This window comes from Metabacillus sp. FJAT-52054 (assembly GCF_037201815.1).
Classification (GTDB): Bacteria; Bacillota; Bacilli; order Bacillales; family Bacillaceae; genus Metabacillus_B; species Metabacillus_B sediminis.
The window spans coordinates 1,278,012-1,303,457 of sequence record NZ_CP147407.1 but is presented as its reverse complement, the minus strand read 5'-3'; the positions used below and the strand labels follow the sequence as shown (position 1 = coordinate 1,303,457).

Below are 25,446 nucleotides of genomic sequence, written 5' to 3'. Positions count from 1 at the left end.
AGTAAGCTTTACATTTATATCGAGGAGGCCGATATTGAAATCACTCATTCGTGAAAAAAGGACAGAGAGCCATATTACGCAGGAAGAGCTGTCCCAAGTATTAAATGTGTCCAGGCAAACGGTTATTTCGTTGGAAAAGGGCAAGTATAAACCATCCCTTGTTTTAGCACATAAGCTTGCCCAGGTTTTCAAATGCAGCATTGAGGATTTATTTATTTTTGAGGGGGATGAGAATATTGAATGAAGCACTACTGAACAATTGGATCGGTCTTTCCGGACTGATTGCAGGCATCATCCTTGCAGGGACTGCAATGTTCCTCGGCAGACGGTTCAGCAAGAATAAGCGCGGTTTAGATGAACGCTATCATTATTTGATGTCAAACGCGAAGGCGGTTTCCTGGAATATTACCTTTGTTGTCATCTTAATTGCCTGGGCTCTAGTTATTTTATTCGAGGGAATTTCGGTTTCATTCTTTATTATGACTGGGATTTATATTTTTCATTGCTTGTCGCTTATTTTGTCAGCAGCTTATTTTTCGAGGCACGGAGGATGACAAGTCAACTAAAGGCCGGACTGATGGCATCGCTGTTCGCTATGATTGGACTTCCCCTTCTTTTTCTTGCTGTTTCGCTCGCTTCTGGCGTGTGGGAATACTTTCTTTTCTCCCTCTTCCCCTCCTTTTTTGCCGGATTTACAGGACTTTTGTTCACCTTTCAGGAAATCAGAAAACAAAGAAATGCAAAATAAAAGAGCTTGGGGATGTCCCTTCAAGCTCTTTTGTGCGGCTCATTAGCCGCCAATAATATGATACCCTGAATCTACATGCAGGTTTTCGCCTGTCATGCCGCGGGAAAGATCGCTGAATAGAAATAGAGCCGTGTCCCCTACTTCCTCTGGAGTTGTCGTACGGCGAAGCGGCGCTTTTTCTTCAATTTCCTTAAGGATGGAGTTGAAATCACTGATTCCTTTTGCAGATAGTGTACGGATTGGGCCTGCAGAAATCGAATTCACGCGGATTTTCTCTTTGCCCAGATCTTCTGCCAGATAGCGGACGCTTGCATCAAGGGAGGCTTTGGCTACACCCATAACATTGTAGTTGGAAACAACTCGCTCTCCTCCAAGATAGGTCAAGGTAACGATGCTTCCGCCCTCTGTCATCAAGCCCTTCGCTTCTTTTGCTACAGCAGTAAGAGAATAAGAGCTTATGTTATGTGCAAGAAGGAAGCCTTCACGGGTCGTATCCATGTAGTCGCCTGCCAGGTCTTCTTTGTTGGCGAATGCGATACAGTGCGCTACACCGTGCAGAACGTTTACTTCCGCTTTGATGTCAGCGAAGCATTTTTTAATTTCATCATCATTGGTTATGTCGCAAGGATAAAAAAGAGAATCGTCGCGTTCCAGTGTTTCGGCAAGGTCTTTAACTGGTTTTTCAAAACGCTCTCCTGCGTATGTAAAAATAATTCTGGCGCCTGCATTATGAAGAGAACGCGCAATTCCCCAAGCGATACTGCGTTTGTTTGCTACTCCCATGACCACAATATTCCGGCCTTTTAAAGAAAAGTTCATCGGGCGTGCCTCCTGTTTTATACATGTTATTAGTACCTGGTTCCAATTATAGCACCTCCCCACTGAAAAAGACAGGCACCTTTTGTGCCTGTCCCGCCATTAATTTTGCAATTCTAATCTTAAATCCTTTACATATTCAGCAGACCCTGTAACAAGAATTCGGTCCCCTACCTGAAGATTTGTATCTCCATGGGGTACAATCGAATCTTTTCCACGAAAAATCCGGACGAAAATGATGTCTCCTGTAAACGGGAAGGTTCTTAGCGTAACGCCTGAATATTTCGCATTGTTCATCGTAACCTGGTACAGCCCTGTCTCTTTGTTTGTCAGGATGCGGACAATATCCGGTGATTCAATCAGGGCCTGCAGCAATACCTTCGTTGAAAGGAGTACAGAGAAAAGATCGACATCATGCTCCTTCAGCTTTTCCCCGAGCTCCGCAGAAGCAATGCTTGCGATTACCCTCGGAACTCCTTTTTCCTTTGCAAAAATAGCGATGTCGGCGTTTCTTTCTTCATCTCCTGTCGCTACAACCAGGATATCTGCATCAAAAACCTGGCTGCTTTGCAGACTTTCCATCGAATAATCCTCGAGCTCCTTGATTTCAAATAAGGATTCTGCTATTTGCTCATCCATTTTGTCTTGGAACGTGTGGAAAACAACAGTCTGAAAATAATCAGGATTGAGCTCTCTTGTAACAGGAAGCGTCATCTGATTGGCTCCAATGAGTGCTACCTTCAGCTTCTGATCCGCAAGCTTCTGTTTAGGAAACAGCTTTTTAAAACCAATCGGCGAAATGATGCTTGAAATGACAGCGACGAGAATGAGTGCTCCAGACATCTGTTCATCAATCACGTTCGCTTTTTGACCGATTGTGGTAGCCGCGATGACAAGTGACAGGGTAGCTGTTAAAAGAAAACCTGCTGAAGCAGTCGTGCGCATGTCATACCATTTTCGTAAATAAAGAATAGGAAGCAGTTTTGAAATAAACAGTGCGATCAAAAGAAGCGGAATCAGCACCAAGATTTTAGGGTTCTCGAATAGTTTCCATAAATCAAGCTTCACGCCAATCATCACGAAAAAAATCGGGATGAGGAAGCCGTAGCCAAAGGAATCAAGCTTTTGTACCATTTCCTTATTTGGTGACAGCAGGGAAACAAGTACCCCCGCCAAGAAGGCTCCCAGAATATTTTCTGCTCCGATTGTCTCTGAGATTCCAACGAGAATGATGATAAGTGCAAAGATTGCACGCGTACCAATCTGAATCGTTCCCTTTGACATCGAATCGATGAAAGAGCGGTTTTTGAATCGATTTCCTACAAAGTATAAAACCACTCCTGCTGCAAACAGGATCAGCAGAAGCCAGATGCTTCCGCCGCCATCTCCATAGATGGAAGCAAAGACGGCAAGCAGGATCATGGTAACCAAATCAGCAATTACTGCAACAAGCAAAATGATCTGGCCAATGTTGCTTTTCATGATGCCGCCTTCCTTCAAGGTTGGAACGACTACCCCAAGTGAGATGGTGGATATGATTAAGGTCATCAGAAATGCATTCTTGATAAAACCTGTCCAGACAAAGATGAGGGATAGAAGAATGGAAAGGACAAAGATTCCCGCGAATACAACACTTGAAGCAATAAACGTATTGGGGACGGGCTTCCCGTTCGGAAGCTTTTCCTTTCTCTTCGCTCCTGTAAATGCGCTGAAATCAATTTCCAAACCGCTTAAAAACATGAGGAAAATAAACCCTAAAGATGAGAGTGTCTGCAGCCAGGTGTCCTGTGCGACAATATCAAAACCGCTTTTCCCTATTACGAGACCCATTAATATTTCGGCGACAACGACAGGCATAAAATTCAGTTTTAACCGGTGCATGAGAATCGGTGTCATAAAGGCGACAAGAACAACAATGACTAATGACGTAACGGATGCTTCATGTTCCATCTTTTCCCCTCCTGTCTCTTAATGAAGATTTTGAATAAATAACGATGCCAGTCCAAGATAAATAAGAATACTGATAATATCATTAATCGTAGTAATAAATGGACCAGATGCAACAGCCGGATCTATTTTAAATCGATGCATTACGATGGGAACCATAGCTCCTGCGACAGCGGCCACGATAAGCGAAAATAGAATCGCCGTTCCGACCAGCATTCCGAGCAGGAGGTCTCCCTTCCATACAAATACGACCCCTGTTACAAGCACACCGCATACGGCACCCGCAATCAAACCGGTACCCGCTTCCCTGAACAAGATCTTAAAGGAGGTTTCCTTTTCCACTTCCCCTAAAGCAATCCTCCTGATCGCAACAGCCAGCGCCTGCGTTCCCGTATTTCCGGCCATCCCGGCAATAAGCGGAATAAACACGGAAAGAATGGCTACCTGATCCAATGTTTCTTCAAAACGTCCAATCAAGCTTGCTGTGAGCATACCGAGAAATAAAAGGATAATAAGCCACGGAAGTCTCTTTTTCGCTGCTGAAAATGGCCCTTTATCTGAGGAATCCGCGTCGGAAATCCCAGCGAGCTTCGAGTAATCATCAGAGGCTTCTTCATCGATAACATCGACGATATCATCAATGGTAATGATGCCGAGCAGCCGGTCATTTATGTCCACAACAGGCAGGGCCAGGAAGTTATAATCCCTGATTTTTCTCGCTGCCTCCTCCTGATCAACGGATACCAATACCGAATAAACCCGTTCATTCATAATTTCGGTGATCATCGTTTCATCCTCCGAGATGATTAAATCTCTTAATGAAACGACTCCGACAAGCCGTCTGTCCTCATCAACGACGAACGTATAGTAAATCGTCTCAGCATTCGGCGCTTCGCTTTTTAATATTTGCATAGCCGAGCGGACGGTCTGGTGTGCATGAATGGCAACAAATTCTGTTGTCATGATGCTTCCGGCTGTAAATTCCTTATAATGAAGCAGTTCGCGTATTTCCTTAGCCGCATCTTCCTCCATTAAAGTCAAATAACCGGCTACTTTCCCCTGGTCCAATTCATTCAGAACATCAACCGCATCATCGGCATACATTTGAGCGAGCATTTGAGCAGCATATATGGAATCCATTTCAGAAAGGTACGTCTCAACCTCTTCCTCATCCGCATCTATGTTCTCAAAGATCGCGGCCATTTCTTCGGGTGAAAGAAAGCGGTAAAGAATAGCCCGGTCTTCAGGTTTAAGCTTAACGAACCATCTTCCTTGATCATAGGAATGACGGTCGAAAAACAAATCCCTGAAGGCATCCAGCTGATCCTCTCTTAAAGCGGTAATAAGAAGCTCTTCTTCGAGCTCATCCATTTTTTGCAATTCTGCCATTTGCAGCCCCTCCCTTCCTATTTCATACGCTTTGAAAACAGCATGATAACATAATGATTAGAATAACGCATTCCCTTTTTTTCTTCCACCCATAACCCTTCATACCCGTTTTCGGCTGCAGCATTCCCGTTCGCCTTGAAAACCGCGTCTTTCATTATGTATAGTTTGTGATAACGGCTGGAAAATAATCGGAAAGACCGCATGGGGTGATAAAGAGTGAAAATAGATGTGATTGGAGATGTGCACGGCTGCTATAAGGAACTTACGGAGCTGCTGGATAAGCTTGGATATAGGGATCATGATGGTATACCCATCCATCCTGAAGGAAGAAAAATTTCTTTTGCCGGGGATTTAACAGACAGGGGACCTGACTCATTAAAAGTCATCGAAAAAACTGCCCGGATTATTACAGCAGGAAAAGGATATTACTCTCCCGGAAATCACTGCGACAAGCTCTATCGCTATTTGAAGGGCAATAAAGTACAAATCAAGCACGGTTTGGAGACAACAGTTGAAGAATTGAATCAATTAAATGAACGGGACAGAAAAACACTTCGTGATACATTTATGAAGCTTTATGAAGAAGCCCCTATTTATCAGGAGCTGGATGGCGGCAAGCTCATCGTTGCCCATGCAGGAATTCAGGAAAAGGATATTGGCCGTTATACGAAGCGAATAAAGGAATTTGTTTTTTACGGTGATGTTACTGGTGAGATAATGGAAAATGGGATGCCTGTGAGAAAAGACTGGGCACTTCATTATAGTGGACAGCCCTGGATTGTTTACGGACATACACCTGTGAAAAATCCAAGAATCATCAATAAAACAATCAACATTGATACGGGGGCCGTTTTCGGAGGAAAACTGACCGCTTTTCGGTATCCGGAAGCAGAAACGGTATCCGTCCCATCCTCCATGAACTTCGATGCGGCAAGATTCAGAGAATATCCCGGCTCCTGATTTCTCATTGTAAAAATTTTATATTTAAAGTAAAATTTTCAAGGCATGTGTTTTATCGAAAGGGGGATAGGGATGGAACGTAAAGGATCGAAGGCATACGATGAAGAGGCTTTTTTTCAGGAATTTATGAAAAGAAGGTATCGGACAGACAGTCCAAATTTAAGTATTGAAAAACCAGCCCTCCTTCAATTAATCGGCAATCCCAAGGGCTGGACGGTTCTCGACCTTGGCTGCGGAGATGCATCATTGGGGCTTGATTTACTTGAGCAGGGATGCACCTCCTATTTAGGAATTGAAGGCTCGAATAAAATGTTTGAAGAAGCGATTAGGGTACTTGAAACAACGAATGGAAAAATTGAATTATCCTCAATGGAATATTATTCCTATCCGCCAGAAGCATTTGATCTGGCCGTTTCCGAGCTGGCCATTCACTATGCAGAGGACATTGAAACACTTTTTCAATCTATATTCCAAACTCTAAAGCCCGGCGGAAGACTTGTTTTCAGTGTACAGCACCCGCTTCTGACTTCATCATTTACAAGCAGCGAATCGGGAAAGAGCCGCAGCAGCTGGGTCGTTGATGATTATTTTCACAGCGGAAAGAGAGTAGAGAATTGGATGGGTGAACAAGTCGTAAAATATCACCGCTCCATTGGTGAATACTTTTCGTCCATTGTAAATGCAGGGTTTAAGATTGAAAGTCTCATAGAACCAAAGCCGGATCCTCAAAACTTTTCCAATCCGGAGGAATACAAACGGCGCATGCGGATCCCGCTATTCCTATTATTCTCATGCACAAAATGAGCGGGCTAAATTGGATAAGAACTATAGAATAGGGTTACTATTTGTCATTGCTGGAATGTGCTTATTAATGCTCTCGATTGCATTGGAGCCAGAAGGCCTGTTGCTTGTTGCTCTCCTTGTACCATCGCTGATTTTAAATATCACCGGAACAGCCTTTATCATGAAATTCCTTCAGAAGGAAAAATTGAAAAGGAGCTGAAATATCCATGTCCCTTGAGATGCGCAAGCAATGCGAGCGGTGCAGTGGAGCTCTCCAAGATCAATCCCCCGCCTACATATGTATACATGAATGCACCTTCTGCCAACCATGCACGGAAGAGATGATGAAGGTTTCCCCAAATTGCAGCGGGGAATTAGTAAAGCGGCCAAGACCACAGGTTCATTAAGGTAAAGATATAGAAAAAAGACGAATTCCAGCCGGATTCGTCTTTTTTCTATTTGCCCAGGGTCAGTTCAATTCGCTGGGCCTCAGTTATTCAGAAGTATTCCAAAACTCTTTCATATCCTTCGGGAGCGTCGCATGAAAACTCATTTGCTCTTCCTTAAACGGATGCCAAAACGTGAGCTCTGAGCTGTGCAAAGCCTGCCTTTTCATTAAACGATCACTGCCTCCGTATAGCGTATCTCCTGCTAACGGATGACCGATACTGCTCATATGCACTCGGATCTGGTGGGTTCTCCCTGTTTCAAGCTTCAGTTCAGCCAAACTGCAGTCCTGTTTCCTTCCGAGTGTCAGATAAGCCGTTGCAGCATACTGGCCATCTTCCCTTACTTCTCTTTCAATGATGCTTTGCGGATTTCTGCCAATGGGTTTGCTGATGATTCCCTTGTCCAGCTGCAATTTCCCATGAACAATCGCCGTATATGTTCGATGAATACCCGCCTGCTTCTGCTGTTTGGAAAATTGGGAGTGGCTGAATCGGTGCTTCGCTGCAAGCATAAGACCGGACGTGTCTTTATCAAGTCGGTTTACGATATGAATAGTTGATGAGAGTCCCTGTTTTTGCAGATGATACAGCAATCCATTAGCTAGTGTACTGTGCGGATAGAGCATGGAAGGAATCGTCGGCATTCCTGCTGCTTTGTTTAAAACGATGCAATGGTCATCTTCATAAACGATTGAAAGCTCTAAATCCTGAGGAATCAGACTTTCACTTGGTTTTTCAACAGGAAAAAGAACAGCCACTTTATCCCCCGCTGTCACCTTTTTTCTGACCGTCTCTTGAATTCCATTCACAGTAATGCATCCGCCGCTGAATTTAATATCAATAATGGCACGTTTCGTCAGCTGCTTTTGCTGCAAAAATTCCTTCACCAGCAGGCCGCTTTCCCGCTGCGAAACGCTCCACTCCATCTGAAATTGTTTACTGTCCAATAAAGGAATCCTTTACACGCTTCCAGAAAGGGAATGGACGGAATCGGGCGAAGCGTACATTTTCTTTTGCTACGCGGCATTGAATCGATTTCACGTCTTTATGCAGGAGCGTTAAATGATCAATCGTGATCTGGAAATCCGCATCGTTAACAGGCTTTAACAAGCAGGTGTGGTGGTCAGGCAAAATAAGCGGAGAGCCTACTGTACGAAACACGCGGTTATTAATAGAAGCCATTTCGGCAAGCTGAATAGCCCTGATAGAAGGATGCAAAATTGCTCCTCCCAATGCTTTATTATAAGCTGTGCTTCCGGATGGAGTGGAGATGCATAACCCATCCCCGCGAAAAGTCTCAAATCGCTGGCCTTTGATTTCGACATCCATCACAAGGGAATTCTCAATCGCTTTCACTGTACACTCGTTCAAAGCGAGGTACCGCGCTTCTTTTCCCCCGTCATTATGCCGGATAATAACCTCAAGGATTGGATATTCCACAATCTGATGAGGTGTTTTTGCAATCGCTATAACCAGCTTTTCAATTTCATCCGGAACCCAGTCCGCATAAAAGCCAAGATGGCCTGTATGTACTCCTATAAAAGCGGTCTTATCGAGGCGGCTGCGATATCGGTGAAACGCGTAAAGAAGGGTGCCGTCGCCGCCAACAGAGATGACAATATCCGGACGGTCTTCATCATACTCCAGATCAAAGTCGCTCAGGTATGTCCTCATTCTTTGCATCAGTGTATTTGATTTGCTATCGCCTTTAGACGTAATTGCGAATCTCATATTCCAGGCCCCTTTTCTATAGGTTGTATACCGCTCCTACTCCGACTCGTTCGATTCCGTTTTTCTTGAGAAAATAGCATGGGCCTCTTGAATTTCTCCCTTTATTAGTGACATTTCTTCATCCAGCCTGTAAGCGGCCTCCGCTGCCCGCTTAAGACGAATTCTGATTGCTTCCGGAAAGTTCCCTTTATATTTGTAATTAAGAGAATGCTCTACTGTTGCCCAGAAATTCATGGCTAATGTCCGAATCTGAATTTCAATCAGAATCTTCTTTTCACCGCTGATCGTCTGAACGGGATAATGTGCAACGACATGGTAAGACCGGTATCCGCTCTCTTTTTTATGGGAAATGTAATCTCTTTCCTCAACAATTTCAAGATCTTTCCGTTTCCTCAGCATGGTTACTACTGCCCGGATATCATCTGTAAACTGGCACATCATTCTAAGCCCCGCTATATCCTGCATGTCACTGTGGAGTCTATCTAATTGAATGTTTTTTCGTTTAGCCTTATCGAGAATACTCGCAATCGGCTTCACTCTACCCGTCACAAATTCAATAGGAGAATGCGAGCTTTCAAGCTCATATTCTGATCTTAATCCCTTTAGCTTAACCTTTAATTCATCAACCGCCTGCTGATACGGAGCCAGGAACAGCTCCCATTCTCTCTCATCCATTTCCATCGCCCCCAGCATGAAATGTTCTCCTTCTTTTTTTGCTTAGGTAGCAAACACTTCGGAAACCTTGCCTTCCATTTCCTCTCCGTAATTCGCATTGCCTGCTATGTTCTGAACAAGCTCATCAAGCTCCTCAAAGAAGTGCTCAAGCTCTATTTCCTGTTCATTTATGCGCGCCCAAACGGTTAATGAAGCAGTTCTTGCTTTTTCAACCTCTGGCCAATGGGCAGCCGGAATACTTAAGTATGTAAAATGCTCTGGGTTTTCCAATATGTATACAAATGCGAGGTTATCTGAATCTGCTAAAATTTGTCCGTTAGCCTCCAGCTCAGAAGCCTCACCGTTATAAGAATTCCCTGTCAGCACCAATTTCTCCTCTTCAACTGACGCTTCCACTACTTCGATTTTATTGTTCATTTATTAAAACTCCTTCCAATCCAAAACTACACATCTATTTTACCATACAGTCGCCGCTCTTATAAAATGGAAGCTCTATTCATCCCCGCCTGTTTTCAAACTTTTCTTGATTGCTCTGGCTGCTTTAAAGAGAGATAATAGAGAAAACATGTATTATTGGAGGATCACCATGGCTCAGCATATCGAAATTGAATTTAAAAACATGCTAACGGAAGATGAATTCAGCCGGTTAGCCATCGCATTCAGCTTTAATGAAAAAGATTTTCATGAGCAGGTGAATCATTATTTTGACACCAGCGATTTTCAAATAAAAGAAAAGAAATCCGCCCTTAGAACTCGCTATAAACATGGAAAGTGGGTGCTTACACTTAAAGAGCCAGCGGAAACAGGACTTCTGGAAACCGAGCAAACTTTAACAGATGAAGAAGCAGCTTTTCTAATGGAAGAACACCAATTTCCAGCTGGGAGCGTCAAGCACCAGCTTAAATCGCTCGGAATTGCTGATGACGCCATTCGCTATTTTGGTTCCCTGACAACCTTCCGTGCTGAAAAAAAAGCAGAAAACGGCTTAATCGTTCTTGATCGGAGCCGATACTTATCTATAGAGGACTACGAATTGGAATATGAAGCAGACGAAGCTACATCAGGAGAACTGTATTTCAGCAGGCTTCTCGAAATGCATCAGATTCCTGTCCGTGAAACGAAAAATAAGGTTCGCCGCTTTTATGAACAAAAATATCGAGAATAAAGGAGATGACTCCGTATGGAAATAAAGCAGTTTCAGACGATGATGGAATTACAGAACCTTCGCTCCCTTGATTTTCACTCCAATAAACAGACAGAAAGCCAATCAGCAAGCGACATGTTCAGCGACCTGCTTGATACAATGCTCCAATTTTATACTGGAACGCCGCAAGATCCGGCATCAGCTCTCCCAAACCAGCAGCGGCCGCTATTTACACAAGCGCTCCCTTCATTAGAAGAAATCAAAGCATCTTCTGTAAAACTTCCATCAGGCCCCGCTTCTATTGAGACGATTATTTCAGAGGCTTCTGAAGCGTATGGGGTGGACCCTAAATTGATTCGATCCGTCATTAAACAGGAATCCAATTACAATCCGAATGCTGAAAGCGGAGCAGGAGCCATGGGATTGATGCAGCTAATGCCTGCGACAGCAAAAGGACTTGGGGTCGAAAATCCTTTTGACCCAAGGGACAATGTTATGGGCGGAACAAAATACTTACAACAGATGCTTGCCAAGTACGATGGAGACGTCAAACTCGCCCTTGCAGCTTATAATGCCGGACCTGGAAATGTGGATAAGTACGGTGGGATTCCCCCATTTAAAGAAACACGAAATTATGTCGAGAAAATTTCAGCATCTTATTTTGCCTAGGCAAATCAGTCCATTGCGGACTGATTTTTTTATGGGAAAAAGGATTTTTAAATAAAACTCAGAGCGATTTGTTTGAGATATATGAATCTCATTGTTAAAATAAGTTTATTACATGAACAGGACAGAGCTAAAAACCCTGGCATATCACGACTGAACACACTTATTTAAGAATAATCTTACTCAATTTGAAGAGAATTTAAGATAAAGGAGTTATCAACATGGCAGAATCTTTTACAACTCCGTATGAAGCGATTGGAAAAGAGCTTCTTTCCCAGCTTGTTGATGCTTTTTATTCCAATGTAGGAAAACATCCCTTGCTGTCACCTATTTTTCCAAACGAATTAAGCGAAACAGCAAGAAAGCAGAAACAATTTATGACTCAATACTTAGGCGGTCCCTCCTTATATACGGATGAGCATGGTCATCCAATGCTGAGAGCGCGGCACCTGCCCTTTCCTATAACAGAAGATCGAGCGGAAGCCTGGCTGGATTGTATGGACAAAGCAATGGACGAGGTTGGACTAGAGGGAGATATTCGAAATTTCCTTTTCGAGCGGCTTACATTAACGGCGCATCATATGGTGAACACTCCAGGCAGTGCGCTCGATAAGAAAGGAGAATGGAATTAATGCCTTATGGCGAGAAAAAGAATATCGGGCATTTTTTCTCCCATTGCCACGGCAATGCAAAGAAACCGCTTGAAATATATTTGTTCGTCGACCCTCTTTGTCCTGAGTGCTGGGCGCTTGAGCCCATAATTAAAAAATTGCTGATGAGATACGGACGCTTCTTTACACTGAAGCATATTATCAGCGGAAATCTGGCATCTCTAAATGCCATTAAAATGAAACGCCCTGAGAATATGGCAGCTTCCTGGGACAGCACTGCATGCCGCACCGGAATGTCATGCGACGGATCAATCTGGTTTGATAATCCAATCTCCTCTGCTTATGCACCTTCTGTTGCGATAAAAGCGGCAGAGCTGCAAGGAAGGAAATCCGGCATCCGATTCCTCCGCAAGCTGCAGGAAGTCCTTTTCACTGAAAAGCAGGATGTCTCAGATGAAAAAGTGCTTATCGAAATTGCGGGTATTACCGGTCTTGATAAAGATGAATTCATTAAGGACCTTCACTCTGAAAGCGCCGTAAAGGCTCTGCAATGCGATATGAAAATAACTGCAGAGATGGAAGTCAGCGAAATGCCTACCATTGCATTCTTCAATGAACGGGTAGAAGAAGAAGGCTTAAAAATTGCCGGCTATTATCCATATGAAATGTACGAAGAAGTGCTGTTCGAAATGCTCGGCGAAACTCCGCCGCCATCCGAACCGCCTCCGCTGCAGGTATTCCTTTCTTACTTCCGATTCGTCGCTTCTAAAGAAATCGCTCTTGTTTACAACATGAGCATTGAAGAAGCCGAGCGTGAAATGAAAAAATATCAGCTTGCACAAAAAGTAGAAAAAGTGCCCGTCAAGCACGGAACGTTCTGGAGAGCATTAGACTGAAAAACCGCCATCCCCTTAGAGGATTTGGCGGTTTTTTTGGTTGCTGGTGGACGGTGATGGGGTTACGACTTGTTTTCTGGCCGTTCTCCGTCATAATCTGGCCGTTCTTCACTTCAATTTAGCCGTCCGCTTTTTTCTGTCCAACCGGCCTGGGATTCTGGCCGTTCAGGCATAATCTGTCCGTTCCGCCCCTTATTCTGGCCGTTCTCCACCCTTATTTAGCCGATGGATTTTTTCTGTCCAACCGGCCTGGTTTTCTGTCCGTTCCCGGGCATTATCTGTCCGTTCCGCCCCTTATTCTGGCCGTTCCCCGCTCTTATTTAGCCGATGGATTTTTTCTGTCCAACCAACCTGGTTTTCTGGCCGTTCCCGGGCATTATCTGTCCGTTCCGCCCCTTATTCTTGCCGTTCTCCGCTCTTATTTAGCCGATGGATTTTTTCTGTCCAACCAACCTGGTTTTCTGGCCATTCAACTACTTAATCTGTCCGTTCCTCACCTTTATTTAGCCGTTACCCGCTCCTATCTAGCCGTCCGTTTTTTCTATCCGTTCCCAGGTATTATCTGTCCCTCCCGCCTCTTAATCAATCCACTCTCACCTAAAAATCTGTAACCGCTTACTTTATTAAATAAATTAAAAAAGACCATGCCGGGATAAGCATGGTCTCTTCTTGTATGTCTTAACGACAACAAAGGGGATGGGAGAAATTTTTCACGGTCAAACAAAGGGGTAAATGTTTGTTATGTGATCAATTTCACACCCTGAGTATATCAGAATATGTCGAGTTTTGACAAGTACTTAGTTCTTAATTCACAATTTCGTCACATACATATTTTATCATTTGTCTTCATATAAAGAAGGACGGGGGTGGTTCCAAGATGAATCCAATCATAATTACTGGGATGACCCTTCTTTTTGGAGGGGCATTCTTCCTTCAAATTCTGGGTCTGATGAATATGATTCCGGTCATCCTCTCTTCCCTCATTCTTTTTGTAATCATCGTGAGCGGTATTTATGGGATGACGCGCAAAAAAACATTTAAAGGATTTTAACTGCAGGGCTTCCGCTCCGCAATTTCCGGAACATGCCTAAAGAGAAAGCCGCTCCGTGATTAAAGGAGCGGCTTTTCGCTTTATTCGTTCATTAATTTCTCGAGCTCGTTCAGCTTTTCTTCAAATACTTTGCATGCTTCTTCTACTGGCTGGGATGATGTCATATCAACCCCTGCCTTTTTAAGAACTTCAATCGGATAATCCGAGCTTCCTGCACTTAAGAATTCAATGTAGCGTTTTACTGCCGGCTCTCCCTCTTCAAGAATCTGCTTACTGAGGGCAGCGGCAGCGCTAAAGCCAGTTGCATACTGATATACATAGTAATTGTAGTAAAAATGAGGAATCCGTGCCCATTCCAGGCCGATTTCCTCGTCCACAACAATGTTCTCACCGTAATATTTTTTGTTTAAATCGTAGTACATTTTGGTCAAAAGCTCTGGTGTCAGCGGTTCGCCATCCTGTGAACGTTTGTGAATAGCATGTTCAAATTCAGCAAACATTGTTTGGCGGAATACGGTGCCTCTGAATCCATCGAGATAGTTATTCAACAAGTACATTCGCTTTTTCTTATCATCAATCGTTTTCAGCATATGATCATTCAGCAATGCCTCATTCGTTGTTGAAGCCACTTCTGCGACAAAGATTGAATAATCACCGTAAGGATAAGGCTGATTTTTTCTTGTGTAATAGCTGTGAACGGAATGGCCGAATTCATGAGCGAGCGTAAACAGGTTGTTCACATTATCCTGCCAGTTCATCAAAATGTAAGGATTTGTTCCATACGTGCCTGATGAGTATGCCCCGCTGCGTTTTCCTTTGTTTTCATGAACATCGACCCAGCGGTTTTCAAAGCCCTCTTTTAAAATATCCAAATAATCTTCACCAAGCGGTGCGAGTCCTTTTAACAGATAATCCTTTGCTTCTTTATAAGGAATCTCCATCTTTGTGTTTTGGACAAGCGGTGTGTAAAGATCATACATGTGAACCTCATCAAGGTTTAGGGCTTTTTTACGAAGTTCTACGTAACGCTGCAGCAAATGCAAATTTTTCTCTACAGTTGAAACGAGGTTATCATATACCTCTTCAGGAATATTATTGCTGCTTAGTGCCGCTTCTCTTGCTGAGCTGTATTTTCTTGCAGTTGCATAGAAGTTATCTTTTTTTACTGCACCCGACAGTGTGCTTGCCAGCGTATTTTTGAATTTTCCATACGTATCATAAACCGCTTTAAACGCATCGTGCCTTACCCGGCGGTCTTCACTCTCCATAAATGTGATAAAACGGCCGTGTGTTACTTCCACCTCTTCCTCGTTTTCATCTTTGATCGCAGGGAATTCCATATCTGCATTATTTAGCTTGCCGAAAATATCGCTCGAAGCTCTAAGTGCTTCTGATGCCTGTGCTAGCAGAGCCTCTTGCTCAGCAGACAAAACGTGGGGACGTTCACGGTTGATTTCCTCTAGGGCGTGACGGTAAAGGCTCAAGCTTTCGCTTTCCTCCACATATTGTTTCAGTGTTCCTTCATCCATAGCTAGAATCTCAGGAACCATGTAGGACGAAATGCTGGACGCTTCTGTATAAAGACTTGCTGCTCTGTCATTTAATGCCTGGTACAGTGAATTACCCGTATCCTGATCGTATCTCATGTGTGCATATGTATATAATTTTCCAAGGCGCTCCGTAACTGAATCCTGATAGGAGAGACCTTCATATAAAGATTGAGCAGAATCTCCAAGCTTCCCTTGATAGTCCGCAATTTTTGGAATGGCTGTTTTTAACTCCGCAAACTCCTTCTCCCAAGCCTCATCGGTTGCGAAAATGTCTTCCAGTCTCCATGTATCCTCTACCGCAATATCGTTTCTTAGCGGCAATTTTTTTACTGTTTGCTGTTCTGACATGTCTTTTCCCCCTTATCCATACTTAAGCTGAAATCAGCCTTAAACTCATCTTGTCTAAATTCTCTGATGAAGTCAATTGATTTGCCGTACATGCCTATAGGTTATGCTCAAGTGCTGAAATTAGCCTGAAAAATTCACAATCCTCATGCAAAACGTCCGTTATTTTTGATGACCACCTGATTGGTGCAAGTGTATATATGTTGTTTTTCTCCGTCCATGTTAAAAATCCTGCTTGCATCAGCCTATTTCCCAATTCATAAAGGATTTCTTCAGTTGAAGGACTAATGGTCTGAAGACTGCGCCTTGTTATATGCCCTTCCGACTCGAGGAAAGAGAAATAACGGACCACTTCTTGTTTGGAAAAACCAGGACGGGTCTCTGCCCATAATAGGAGCCGCGTTTTCCAAACATGTGGCTCTGTTTCAATGGCAAAGTCAAATTGCGCTGGCATGAAAACGATAGGAGGGATCAGAGATAATGGAAGTCGCTTTTTCAAATAAAGCACCTTCTGCAGGGAGGTTACTTGTTTTGAAGGAGGAAATTTTCTGAATTTAAGGACCTTGCTTTGGAGCCAGCTGACTGGATATCCGCCTGGAGCAGAGCATTTGTGCGGAGCCAGAGAATCCATGCTTAGTTCCATCACTTCGGCTTTTGCATGGAAAATCTGTTTAGAAATAGGGAAGAATTCGGATAATCTGAGGAGCTGCTTATTTTCCGGGCAATAAAACAAAAGGTAGGGAAGCGATGAATAGGGGAAATTTTTGATGAAGAACCAGTGGAAGACATTTAGACGATACTCAGAAGCTCCCGTTCGATGAAGCTGATTCGAACCGAGAATCCAGACCGGTTCTATCTTAAGACTCTGATAGCCCCTGCTGCGGCGGATTGCCTGTTCATGCGGAATGGACGAGCATTGGTATTCAATTGCATACTTCTTCTTATTAAACGTCAGCATCATATCCGGCCGCTGCCGGATTTCCGGGAGATACGGTTCCAGCTCCGCCTCCCCTTTTTGTTTCAGCCTGTCGAACAGCTGCTGCTTTCCAAGCAAGTGCCGTTCACTCTCCGGCTCAGCCTCATAATGACAGGCTGTTTTTTTACGATGAGCAAAATGATACCTCTTTACCGTACCAAGCTTAAGCTCTACGCTCTGCCTGCAAGCTGGACAGTAAAATAATTCGGTACTCCGAAGCTGATCCAGCTCCTCGAATGAATAAACCTTGTTTAGTAAAGAAAATGCACCTGATTCAGTTAATGACGTAAGCACAATCCTTCCTCCTTGTTAATAGAATGCAACTACCCTTTCTACATGTGTTTGGGCGAATCCTTCTTATATGAGAAGATTGAATTTCCGGGGTTGAAAAGGGGATTATCAGCGGTTAAAAGTTGGTATTCCAAGGGAGAGACCAAGCAGCTAGGTAACGATGCCGGTCCTTTTGGCTGGAAATAAGAAAAATATCGAAGTGGCTGGGAAGGCTCAGTTTCCAGCATGAACCACAATTAAAGCGGTTCATACGTTCATGAGACCGGGAAACGAAAACCATAAAAAAAGACTAACCCTATATGGATTAGTCTTTTTCCTATATGTCCAACCTTAAAGCATCGGCGACAGCAGCCTAGCAAATGATTCAAACATCCGCTGAAAAAAGCTGCGTTTAACGAAGTCGTCCATATCCAGCTTTTTAGATTCCAGCAAGTCTTTCTCATATTCTTCTACGAGTGTGACAGTACTGTCTGTTCTGTATAGGAATGCATTCACTTCAAAGTTCAGGTGGAAGCTCCTCATATCCATATTGGCGGTACCAATGGAGGCTATTTCATAATCCACGATCACAATTTTGCTGTGCATGAATCCTTTTTCGTACTCATAAATTTGAGCTCCGGCTTCCATCAGTTCAGCGAAATAGGATCTTGATGCGTAGAAGACCAGCTTCTTATCAGGTCTTTTCGGGACAAGGAGGCGCACATCTACACCGCTAAGCGCTGCGACTTTTAATGCTGAAAGAATATCCTCATCCGGAATAAAATATGGAGATGCGATCCAGATAGAATCTTTAGCTGAAACAATCATGGAGAAAAATAAGCTTTTAATGTTTTCCCACTTATTATCAGGCCCTCCGGCGATCATCTGAACTCCGCCATTCCCCTCAGGGAATTCTGCTGGATCTGCTTTAAGATAAGTTTCCGTATCAAGCTCCTTGCCGGTCATATAGTACCAGTCCTGAAGGAAAATCATGTGCAGAGTCCGCACCTCTTCTCCTTTAACCATCAGATGTGTATCCCGCCAAAAGCCAAAGAAGTCGACTTTTCCTAAATACTCATCTCCTACATTCAGGCCGCCCATAAATCCTATTTTACCGTCAATAATAATAATTTTACGGTGATTTCGGAAGTTGATTTTATTGCTTAAGAAAGGAAGAGTTACCGGAAGAAATGGCACCATTTCTATTCCAGCCCTGTGCATTTTGCTAATATATCCTTTGGAAAGCTTCCAGCTCCCTACTGCATCATACAGGAATCTGATTTTGACCCCTTCCCGCGCCTTTTCAATCAAAGCTTCCTGAAGCTGAAGCCCGATGTCATCGTGCCGGACTATATAGTATTCTAGATGAATGTACTTTTTAGCCTCTTTGATTTCCTTCAAAATCGCCGGAAACTTCTCATCCCCATTTGTTAAAATGGTTGTCTCTGATGCAAAAGAGACAGGACTGTGACTAAGATTGTGAGCCAGCTTAAACATGAGCTTCTGGTGGTCCCCCATTTGTGCTGCCCGTTCTTCATAATCGTGATGATCTCCTTCTATTTGCAAATACACCTGCTGATCGATAAGCGCTTTCTTTTCAAAAAGCCTTCTTTTTCTGACATTGCGTCCAAACAGTAAATAAAATAAAAACCCGACGATTGGAAATGCGCCGAGGACAATCAGCCATGTTAAGGTCTGATTAGGTTTTCGGTTTTCCATAAAAATGACGAAGCCGATAAAGACAATTGAAAGAGTAAATATGATACTTAATGCGGCTAAAATCCAGTCTCCCCAATAATTCTTCGTTAATAGAATAACGGCTGTTACAAATAATGAAAAAATAATGACCTGAATAAAATTTTTCATCCAATCTCACCTGACTTTTCTGCAGCTTTAGGTATAGTACGAATTACATTCCCTAAAAGTTTCATTCGTAATCATACCCGCAATAAAATAACTCATGGCATTACTATCATACCCTTTACAACTCAAAAAAAAGAACCGATTTCTATAGAAATCGGCTCATGAGCTTAAGCAAAATGCTTTCGGATCGTATGCAATGCGTGTTCATCCATTACCTTTTTTCCGTATTCTTCAAGCCTGTGGACGGTAACTTTTGATTGGCTTCCATACTCTGAAATAATGCTCAGTACATTTTCCATTTCCTCTGCCGCTTGTTCTTCAGTAAATTCTGCAAACAGATAGTATTGATTATTCAGCGCAAACAAGCTATTGGAAAATCCGGATAGATTCGTTTTTGCTAACGAAATGACATCCTCAAAATCGCCAAAATGAATGACATATTCAAGCTGCGGAGGCTGATCCTCACCTTCAGCAGGGGCTTTGGAGAAATGTTCATCCATTATACTGTCAATGTTGTCATCAACAGGAATTTCGTGATATTTATCATCACTGATCGGCAGCTCGAGCTTCTGTCCATCCTTCGACATCTGTGCCCTGGTGACCACTACTTCCAGACCTTTGTCCATTGCCTGAACCTGGATCCAGAGTGGTCCTTCCATCATAAAGTCTTCTTCCTCGTGCACCTCATCCATCATTTCCCAGAAGAGTTCTTCACTTCGTTCACGGTTGTACCAGATTTCATCCCGGTCAAAGCCGCGTTCTTCTATATCGCCATATGAAATATAAAATTTCACGGTATGCTCATTAATGCGTTCAATTTCCATGGATTACACTTCCCTTCTTTTTTTGATGTTGAAGGGACAACTAAACCCCCGATAGTTGCACTTTCCTACACTTTACCCCAAAGCCTGGCTTTTTAACCGCCTTCTCACTTACCACAACACCCTCGTATTAGTCAACCACAGCTTAGAGAATCTTGTACTCCTATTTTATGATAAATCACACATAAATGAAATAAAAAAACCCTGAAAAGAATGAAAACAGTTATTAACCAGTGATGAGGCATATTGCTTGTTGCTTTTCATATATTTGGTACAAGCACAATCCTTTAATGCGGGACAAACGGGGGTATTGGATGGAGCAGGAGTTTCTAATCTCTTTATTGATGATTATTGGCATTGATTTAATCCTGGGCGGAGACAATGCCATTGTAATTGCTATGGCCAGCAGAAGGCTTCCGGAAAAACAGCGTCAAAAGGCGATTATTATTGGTACGCTTCTTGCCATAACTCTTAGAACCGCTCTCACAACGGTAGCTGTCTATCTTCTGACAATTCCTTATCTGCAGCTGGCAGGGGGGATATTCCTTTTGTATATTTCCTTTGGTTTAATGGCTGGAAAAGAGGAAGAAAACGAAAACATTAAAAGCCATGGAAGTTTGTGGAAGGCTGTAAGAACGATTGTCGCTGCGGATGTACTAATGGGGCTTGATAACGTTATAGCCGTTGCAGGAGCAGCAAACGGCCACACCATGCTCGTCGTAACCGGGCTTTTCATTTCGATTCCCGTCATCATCTGGGGAAGCAAATTTGTTCTGCAGCTGATTGACCGCTTCCCTTATTTAATTTATGTCGGAGGGGGAATGCTTGCTTACACTGCCGGGAAAATGATTTCTCATGAAGATCAGCTTCAATTTTTGGCGAGTAAACCATTGTTTCTTGAGGGAATCCCTTATTTTACCGTACTCATTTTTGTGTTAAGCGGTGTGCTTATGAAAAAAATGAGAACAAGCACATAAAAAGCCTTCCAATATCACTGGAAGGCTTTTATCAATCGTTTATTCGTTAACTAGGCGCTGTGCTTCACGCAGCTGATACGTACGTACTTTTCGTGGCAAAAAGCGGCGGATTTCATCTTCATTGTAGCCTACTTGAAGACGTTTTTCATCAATCATGATTGGTCTTCTAAGCAGTCCAGGATGATTCTGAATCAGCTGATATAGGTCTTGAAGAGGCATGCTCTCAAGATTAACATTTAGTTTTTGAAAGATTTTAGAACGTGTGGAAATGATTTCATCCGTTCCGTCTTCTGTCATCCTTAAAATTTCTTTAATTTCATTGATAGACATCGTATCGGATAGAATGTTTCTTTCTGTATATGGAATTTCATGCTCTTCCAGCCACGCCTTTGCTTTTCTACATGAAGTACAGCTTGGTGATGTATATAAGGTTACCATGGAACTTTCACTCCTCTGTACGTAGTTTAAAATAAAATCACTTTAAACAAGTAATATCTATTGCTCATTATACTATAAAAAAGTAAGTTAGTGAATATCTTTTCCTTAAAAGTTTGACGAATTCGTTACAATTCCCTATAAATCAGTATTGCTTATATTACTTTAACATTCTGACAACTGCTCTCCAGTACCAATAAATTCATTTACTTCCTGTTTTTCGGCGTATCATACGCGTATGCATTCTCAATTAGTTTTTCTCATCGAAAATGTCGTTAGATTCTTCCTCACTCCGTATTTTCAGTACTTCCTTCACATCTTCATAAGAACGGCCGTACCACTCTTTATCCTTATACGTATGAATGTGCTTATAGGTTTCCTTCATTGCAGAAAAAATTTCTGATTCCGGACGGTCATTTGGGGACCAGTAGAGAATTTCCATATGATTTACTTCATTGGTTGCTAAAGATCTTCTGGAATATCCGATGGAGCTTGCATGATGAAAACCTTCCCTTTGATAAAACTTAAGGCGTTTTGCCGTATCCTGATCGGAATCATCAACAGGCTCAACCTCCAAAATAATGGGTTTGTTTTTCTCTTTCAGCTTCGCAATAAGCTTATGTCCAAGACCCTCGCCGCGCGCATCTTTGGAGACATATATGTAATCTATAAAGAGAAAATCATCAAGCTCCGCATACATGAGCACATGCTTAGGCCCTTCATCCTTGTAATAAATGTCGCCTCTATCTTCTAATAAACCTTCTATATGATCACGTGACTTCATTTCTTCAATCGGAAAATACTGGCTCAGTTTTTCGTACCAATTCATGCTTTCTCTCCTGTTAAAATGTAGTTGTATTGGTAATTTACCCATTTTGCTTCTGCATAAACATATTATAAAGCATTTGTTTAAATTAACTGAAAATTGAATACCTTTTATGTATAATAGGAATAAGGAGTTGATTGGCATGATCAGCTATTTTACTGATTTCGTCCTTTTCGCCATTTTTGTTATCGGATTGACTGCTACAATGGGTGTTTTAGCAAATGGGATCGGGTCGGGTTTGTTCGGAGGAAAAACGAAGGATACTTTTTTTCAGCAGTCTGAGAAAACACAGAAAGGCTGGAACCGAGTAAAAAGAATAAACCGATGATCAATCGGTCTAATCCAAACCTCTGTGCTTGTTTTTTAGACATTCCATGGACAAATATACAGACATGAAGCAACGGCATGAATAAGATAGCATAAAAGTCAAAGAGGTGTATTTATTCATGAATGACACCGGTGTTGTTATGCCCGTATATATACAGAAACCTTCCTTCCTAAAGGCTGCAATTGAATCCATGCTGCACCAGGATCTTCCTTATTTCCGCATGATAATAGTAGTGGATGGAGCTCCTGAGATGATTGGGTTTGTGGAAGAATACAGCAGAAACGATCCTAGAATTGAGATTGTAATTAATGAAACCAATAAAGGTGTTTCCAAATCACTAAACAGAGGATTTGATATTCTTTTTCAAGATCCTTCAATTAAATATTTAACCTGGGTCTCAAGTGATAACATCTACTATCCAAATTTTCTAAGCACATTAAGAACCTTTCTTTCCACCTCTCCACCTAACGTAGGTTTGGTGTACAGTTCCTTTCAGAATATTAATGATAACGGAAATACCCTCCTGACCGAAGCACAGCTTGAAATACAAAGAAACTACCAGGCCATGCCGAAAGTAAATCTGTTGGACGCATGTATTGTTGGAGTTTCTTTTATGTACAAAAGTGAATATGCTAAAAATTTAGACGGCTACGGTGCTGAACCCGTTGAAGATTATGATTACTGGCTCAGGCTTACCCAATTCTGCGACATGGCGTTCATTCCTATTGAACTTGTTGATTACCGGGTTGACTCGGAATATAGTATTTCCGCCTCATTAAAAAATGAAAATCACCATCGCCGGTGGAGATATATGTATCACCTTGTAAGACATCAAGCAAGAGTAAGACTCCAAATCACACCTGAGCTGACAGTTGTATATATAGGAACAGATACAGAAAATGCAGTAAAGAGAGCTGAAAATCTCTACGATCAAGTATTTAGCAATTATCATTTTAAAATCGTGGATAGATCCCCAGACCAATCGATAACGAGCACTTTAATCCATATTCCCCATCCTCTTACTGAATTTATCCCGAACCCATTTGCAGATGAACATCAGGCACTCCTCGCTGCCATACATTCCATCCAAACTCCTTATACATTAATCTTAGGAGATGATCTTTTTCCAACCCCAATGTTTATTCAAACTTTGATCTCTCAGCTTAGGAATGCTGCTCCCTCCTTTCTTTCCAGCTCCTTTACTTCAAACTATGAAAAGGTTGTTTTTCAGACGGAGCTTTATTCCGAAAATCCATTCAAAAATCAGTTGTTCAGGACATTAAAGTTAAAAGAAAAACTTCAATAATGGATGCCATTCCAACAAGAGGGGTTTCAAACATGAAAATTTTGTTCACATTCTATCTTCCAAGCGGAGGAATGGAAACATTAAACCGGATAAGGGCAAAATCACTGGCGAATATGGGAATCGAATCCCATCTTCTTTACCTTTTTAACGCAGAAGGCAAAAAGAACATTATAGGAATCCCTGCCTATATCACAAATGATGACGCGAAAATAAAAGAAATTTTGGATCAGCATCAGTTTGATGCAATCGTCGTTTGCACAGATTTTTATTTAATGGAGAGGATACGTAATTTAGGTTATTCCGGGAAAATCATATATGAAGTTCAAGGTCTTGGAATACCAAGTGAAGCAGCTGCAGTAGTCGATCAGGCTGCTCCTTACATCAAATCGTATGCTCAAGCCATTTTATATCCGCAGACCTCTCACCTTATCCATTTATTTAACAGTAAAATACCTGAATTTCCACAATACTGTTTTAACAATCCATTAGATGTCTATGGATTTGGATATAGGACTCATGAAAAAATAAGTCAGCCAATTATCGGCTGGGTAGGCAGACTGGAACCCAATAAAAATTGGTCATTTTTTTTAGAGCTTTGTTCACATTTAATTAAATGGAATAATAATCTCACCATATGGATGTTTGGAGATCTCAAATTGAGTGCTGATGATCAAAAGGAGGAATTCAAAAAACGTACGGAACAGCTTAACCTTACCTCCCATTTGATTCACCATGAAGACGTTCCCAATCATGAAATGGCTGATTACTATTCAAAAATCGGCGATTCCGGAGGATTCCTTAGTTCTACGTCAATTCTGGAAGGATTCGGATACAGTGTCTCCGAAGCTTTACTGTGCAGATGTCCTGTAGTAGCGACCGATTCAGACGGAATCAGAAATTTCATTATTCATAATTACACAGGAAAAATTAATCATCAAGGTGATTTGATGGAAGCTGTTAACCATGCTAAAGAAATCATCATTAACACTGAGGACAGAGAAAAAATCCGGGAGCAGGGCGTTCTCCATATTAAACAGAATTTCCCACCCGAAAAGTATGGGAATTCTTTTAATGTTATGCTCAGATCCCTTGGAATCATTGGACCATAACATTTATGAATTGCAGAGAAGAAGAACTCACGGCAGCACTTTTTTGTAATCCTCTAACAAACATGTCATTGTGATAAGCCCTACTGAGGTACACTTTCTCTCAGGGGAATCCTCCTCATAGCAGATTTTTATGAGCATCACTCTTAACCTGCTTTCTCTCAGAGATTTCATACTCTGCTAAATTAAATTTCTTATTCACAACAATGCGCTTTACACAAGCATTTAAGGACGACTTTTATCCAATCTAATCAAAAGGAGAAAAACCCCTCTTGAGTATTTCGATTCTTAGAGCAGCATAAAAAATGAGACACTAAAAAACACCTTTGAAGGGGTTACTCCGTTACCCCTTCAAAGGTGTTTTTTGTGTGGACCATGATCCATATTCTAGCGGTTAATCGAAATAAGTTAACAGGAAATGATCTAAAGCAGTATGATTAGGAAAGGAAATTGCTGGGTTAATTCCTTGGTTGAATCTTTCAATCGCATTTATAGACCGTGGAGTTCCAATACTGCAAGATCAACACCTTTTCCTACACAGCAGTAACATCAAATATTGACCAGTATACTCTTTTCTATATTGAGGAACGAATTTAAGCAAAATCAGGCTGCCTGACCCTGATTGAATTTAGAGTCCAGGCAGCCTGATAGGGTGTTTTATGTGTTTCAAATCTCTAGTAGAATTATTAGCTAAATCATTAGGATTGAAGTGAAAGACGCAAGAGTTCTGCGGGAACAGCAGGACAGGCTATATTCCGCATGCACTGGGAACAAAGA

28 protein-coding genes are annotated in these 25,446 nt (G+C 42.2%); 15 read left to right on the top strand and 13 right to left on the bottom strand.

Annotation, left to right across the window (positions count from 1 at the left end; translation table 11 throughout):
- The first annotated feature begins 34 nt into the window (after positions 1 to 34).
- Genes WCV65_RS06880 through WCV65_RS06870 form a run of 3 tightly spaced genes read left to right on the top strand, consistent with a single transcriptional unit; the run spans position 35 to position 748 of the window.
- Entirely contained in the window at positions 35 to 244 is a 210-nt protein-coding gene (locus WCV65_RS06880; protein ID WP_035409232.1) for a helix-turn-helix transcriptional regulator, read from the top strand.
- Entirely contained in the window at positions 237 to 554 is a 318-nt protein-coding gene (locus tag WCV65_RS06875; RefSeq protein WP_035409234.1) for a hypothetical protein, read from the top strand. The genes WCV65_RS06880 and WCV65_RS06875 overlap by 8 nt, the downstream gene beginning before the upstream one ends.
- Positions 551 to 748, top strand: a complete 198-nt coding sequence (locus WCV65_RS06870; protein ID WP_035409235.1) for a hypothetical protein — start codon at positions 551 to 553, stop codon at positions 746 to 748. The genes WCV65_RS06875 and WCV65_RS06870 overlap by 4 nt, the downstream gene beginning before the upstream one ends.
- A gap of 42 nt (positions 749 to 790) precedes the next feature.
- Here the strand turns inward: WCV65_RS06870 and fabI are convergent, their stop codons facing one another.
- The 3 genes from fabI to mgtE form a co-directional block, all read right to left on the bottom strand.
- Positions 791 to 1,567 (bottom strand): enoyl-ACP reductase FabI, encoded by a 777-nt coding sequence (gene fabI, locus WCV65_RS06865; RefSeq protein WP_338781113.1) that lies wholly within the window; start codon positions 1,565 to 1,567, stop codon positions 791 to 793.
- Between the two features lie 99 nt (positions 1,568 to 1,666).
- Positions 1,667 to 3,514: a monovalent cation:proton antiporter family protein gene (locus WCV65_RS06860; RefSeq protein ID WP_035409239.1), complete on the bottom strand. Its 1,848-nt coding sequence runs from the start codon at positions 3,512 to 3,514 to the stop codon at positions 1,667 to 1,669.
- A gap of 18 nt (positions 3,515 to 3,532) precedes the next feature.
- A complete protein-coding gene (gene mgtE, locus WCV65_RS06855; protein ID WP_338781111.1) occupies positions 3,533 to 4,900 on the bottom strand; it encodes a magnesium transporter in 1,368 nt (455 codons plus the stop codon).
- A gap of 216 nt (positions 4,901 to 5,116) precedes the next feature.
- On the opposite strand from mgtE, the gene prpE reads away from it, so the two are divergent.
- The 3 genes from prpE to WCV65_RS06840 all read left to right on the top strand — a co-directional run bounded on the left by prpE (position 5,117) and on the right by WCV65_RS06840 (position 7,050).
- Entirely contained in the window at positions 5,117 to 5,860 is a 744-nt protein-coding gene (prpE, locus tag WCV65_RS06850) for a bis(5'-nucleosyl)-tetraphosphatase PrpE (RefSeq protein WP_338781108.1), read from the top strand.
- Between the two features lie 72 nt (positions 5,861 to 5,932).
- Positions 5,933 to 6,664, top strand: a complete 732-nt coding sequence (locus WCV65_RS06845) for a class I SAM-dependent methyltransferase (protein ID WP_338781106.1) — start codon at positions 5,933 to 5,935, stop codon at positions 6,662 to 6,664.
- A gap of 206 nt (positions 6,665 to 6,870) precedes the next feature.
- The gene (locus tag WCV65_RS06840; RefSeq protein WP_338781104.1) at positions 6,871 to 7,050 is read left to right on the top strand and encodes a DUF1272 domain-containing protein; all 180 of its coding nucleotides are present in this window, start codon (positions 6,871 to 6,873) and stop codon (positions 7,048 to 7,050) included.
- Between the two features lie 86 nt (positions 7,051 to 7,136).
- On the opposite strand, the gene WCV65_RS06835 is transcribed toward WCV65_RS06840, so the two are convergent.
- From WCV65_RS06835 to WCV65_RS06820, 4 genes are read right to left on the bottom strand one after another with little or no spacing between them, the layout of a single operon-like run.
- The gene (locus WCV65_RS06835) at positions 7,137 to 8,018 is read right to left on the bottom strand and encodes an RluA family pseudouridine synthase (RefSeq protein ID WP_338782191.1); all 882 of its coding nucleotides are present in this window, start codon (positions 8,016 to 8,018) and stop codon (positions 7,137 to 7,139) included.
- Positions 8,019 to 8,028: 10 nt separating this feature from the next.
- Entirely contained in the window at positions 8,029 to 8,823 is a 795-nt protein-coding gene (locus WCV65_RS06830) for an NAD kinase (RefSeq protein ID WP_035409246.1), read from the bottom strand.
- 36 nt (positions 8,824 to 8,859) lie between these two features.
- Positions 8,860 to 9,516 (bottom strand): GTP pyrophosphokinase family protein, encoded by a 657-nt coding sequence (locus tag WCV65_RS06825; RefSeq protein WP_338781100.1) that lies wholly within the window; start codon positions 9,514 to 9,516, stop codon positions 8,860 to 8,862.
- A gap of 24 nt (positions 9,517 to 9,540) precedes the next feature.
- Complete coding sequence (locus WCV65_RS06820; protein ID WP_338781099.1) at positions 9,541 to 9,915, bottom strand: hypothetical protein; 375 nt, start codon at positions 9,913 to 9,915, stop codon at positions 9,541 to 9,543.
- 169 nt (positions 9,916 to 10,084) lie between these two features.
- Between WCV65_RS06820 and WCV65_RS06815 the strand changes: the two genes are divergently transcribed.
- From WCV65_RS06815 to WCV65_RS06795, 5 genes are all read left to right on the top strand, one after another.
- Complete coding sequence (locus WCV65_RS06815) at positions 10,085 to 10,663, top strand: CYTH domain-containing protein (protein ID WP_338781097.1); 579 nt, start codon at positions 10,085 to 10,087, stop codon at positions 10,661 to 10,663.
- Positions 10,664 to 10,678: 15 nt separating this feature from the next.
- A complete protein-coding gene (locus WCV65_RS06810) occupies positions 10,679 to 11,311 on the top strand; it encodes a lytic transglycosylase domain-containing protein (RefSeq protein WP_338781095.1) in 633 nt (210 codons plus the stop codon).
- Between the two features lie 218 nt (positions 11,312 to 11,529).
- Positions 11,530 to 11,940: a hypothetical protein gene (locus WCV65_RS06805; protein ID WP_035409256.1), complete on the top strand. Its 411-nt coding sequence runs from the start codon at positions 11,530 to 11,532 to the stop codon at positions 11,938 to 11,940.
- Positions 11,940 to 12,815, top strand: coding sequence for a ClpXP adapter SpxH family protein (locus WCV65_RS06800; protein WP_051860738.1), 876 nt, complete (start codon positions 11,940 to 11,942; stop codon positions 12,813 to 12,815). The genes WCV65_RS06805 and WCV65_RS06800 overlap by 1 nt, the downstream gene beginning before the upstream one ends.
- 877 nt (positions 12,816 to 13,692) lie before the next feature.
- Positions 13,693 to 13,866: a hypothetical protein gene (locus WCV65_RS06795; RefSeq protein WP_338781092.1), complete on the top strand. Its 174-nt coding sequence runs from the start codon at positions 13,693 to 13,695 to the stop codon at positions 13,864 to 13,866.
- A gap of 80 nt (positions 13,867 to 13,946) precedes the next feature.
- Here the strand turns inward: WCV65_RS06795 and pepF are convergent, their stop codons facing one another.
- The 4 genes from pepF to mecA all read right to left on the bottom strand — a co-directional run bounded on the left by pepF (position 13,947) and on the right by mecA (position 19,694).
- Complete coding sequence (gene pepF / locus WCV65_RS06790; protein WP_338781091.1) at positions 13,947 to 15,764, bottom strand: oligoendopeptidase F; 1,818 nt, start codon at positions 15,762 to 15,764, stop codon at positions 13,947 to 13,949.
- A 94-nt stretch (positions 15,765 to 15,858) separates the two neighbouring features.
- Positions 15,859 to 17,031, bottom strand: a complete 1,173-nt coding sequence (locus WCV65_RS06785) for a competence protein CoiA family protein (RefSeq protein WP_338781089.1) — start codon at positions 17,029 to 17,031, stop codon at positions 15,859 to 15,861.
- 327 nt (positions 17,032 to 17,358) lie between these two features.
- Positions 17,359 to 18,873: a cardiolipin synthase gene (gene cls / locus WCV65_RS06780; RefSeq protein ID WP_338781087.1), complete on the bottom strand. Its 1,515-nt coding sequence runs from the start codon at positions 18,871 to 18,873 to the stop codon at positions 17,359 to 17,361.
- Between the two features lie 164 nt (positions 18,874 to 19,037).
- Positions 19,038 to 19,694, bottom strand: a complete 657-nt coding sequence (mecA, locus tag WCV65_RS06775) for an adaptor protein MecA (protein WP_338781084.1) — start codon at positions 19,692 to 19,694, stop codon at positions 19,038 to 19,040.
- 311 nt (positions 19,695 to 20,005) lie between these two features.
- Between mecA and WCV65_RS06770 the strand changes: the two genes are divergently transcribed.
- Positions 20,006 to 20,668: a TerC family protein gene (locus tag WCV65_RS06770; RefSeq protein WP_338781083.1), complete on the top strand. Its 663-nt coding sequence runs from the start codon at positions 20,006 to 20,008 to the stop codon at positions 20,666 to 20,668.
- A 39-nt stretch (positions 20,669 to 20,707) separates the two neighbouring features.
- Here WCV65_RS06770 and spxA read toward each other — a convergent pair whose 3' ends face one another.
- Positions 20,708 to 21,106 carry a transcriptional regulator SpxA gene (gene spxA, locus WCV65_RS06765; RefSeq protein WP_035409267.1) on the bottom strand — a complete coding sequence of 133 codons (399 nt, stop codon included), beginning with the start codon at positions 21,104 to 21,106 and terminating at the stop codon, positions 20,708 to 20,710.
- Positions 21,107 to 21,353: 247 nt separating this feature from the next.
- Positions 21,354 to 21,932 (bottom strand): GNAT family N-acetyltransferase, encoded by a 579-nt coding sequence (locus WCV65_RS06760; RefSeq protein WP_338781081.1) that lies wholly within the window; start codon positions 21,930 to 21,932, stop codon positions 21,354 to 21,356.
- Positions 21,933 to 22,071: 139 nt separating this feature from the next.
- Between WCV65_RS06760 and WCV65_RS06755 the strand changes: the two genes are divergently transcribed.
- The 3 genes from WCV65_RS06755 (at position 22,072) to WCV65_RS06745 (ending at position 24,672) form a co-directional block, all read left to right on the top strand.
- On the top strand, positions 22,072 to 22,257 hold the full coding sequence (locus WCV65_RS06755; RefSeq protein WP_338781079.1) for a hypothetical protein: 186 nt from the start codon (positions 22,072 to 22,074) through the stop codon (positions 22,255 to 22,257).
- A gap of 118 nt (positions 22,258 to 22,375) precedes the next feature.
- Entirely contained in the window at positions 22,376 to 23,563 is a 1,188-nt protein-coding gene (locus tag WCV65_RS06750) for a glycosyltransferase family A protein (protein ID WP_338781077.1), read from the top strand.
- Positions 23,564 to 23,595: 32 nt separating this feature from the next.
- Positions 23,596 to 24,672: a glycosyltransferase family 4 protein gene (locus tag WCV65_RS06745; RefSeq protein ID WP_338781075.1), complete on the top strand. Its 1,077-nt coding sequence runs from the start codon at positions 23,596 to 23,598 to the stop codon at positions 24,670 to 24,672.
- The last annotated feature ends 774 nt before the right edge of the window (positions 24,673 to 25,446 follow it).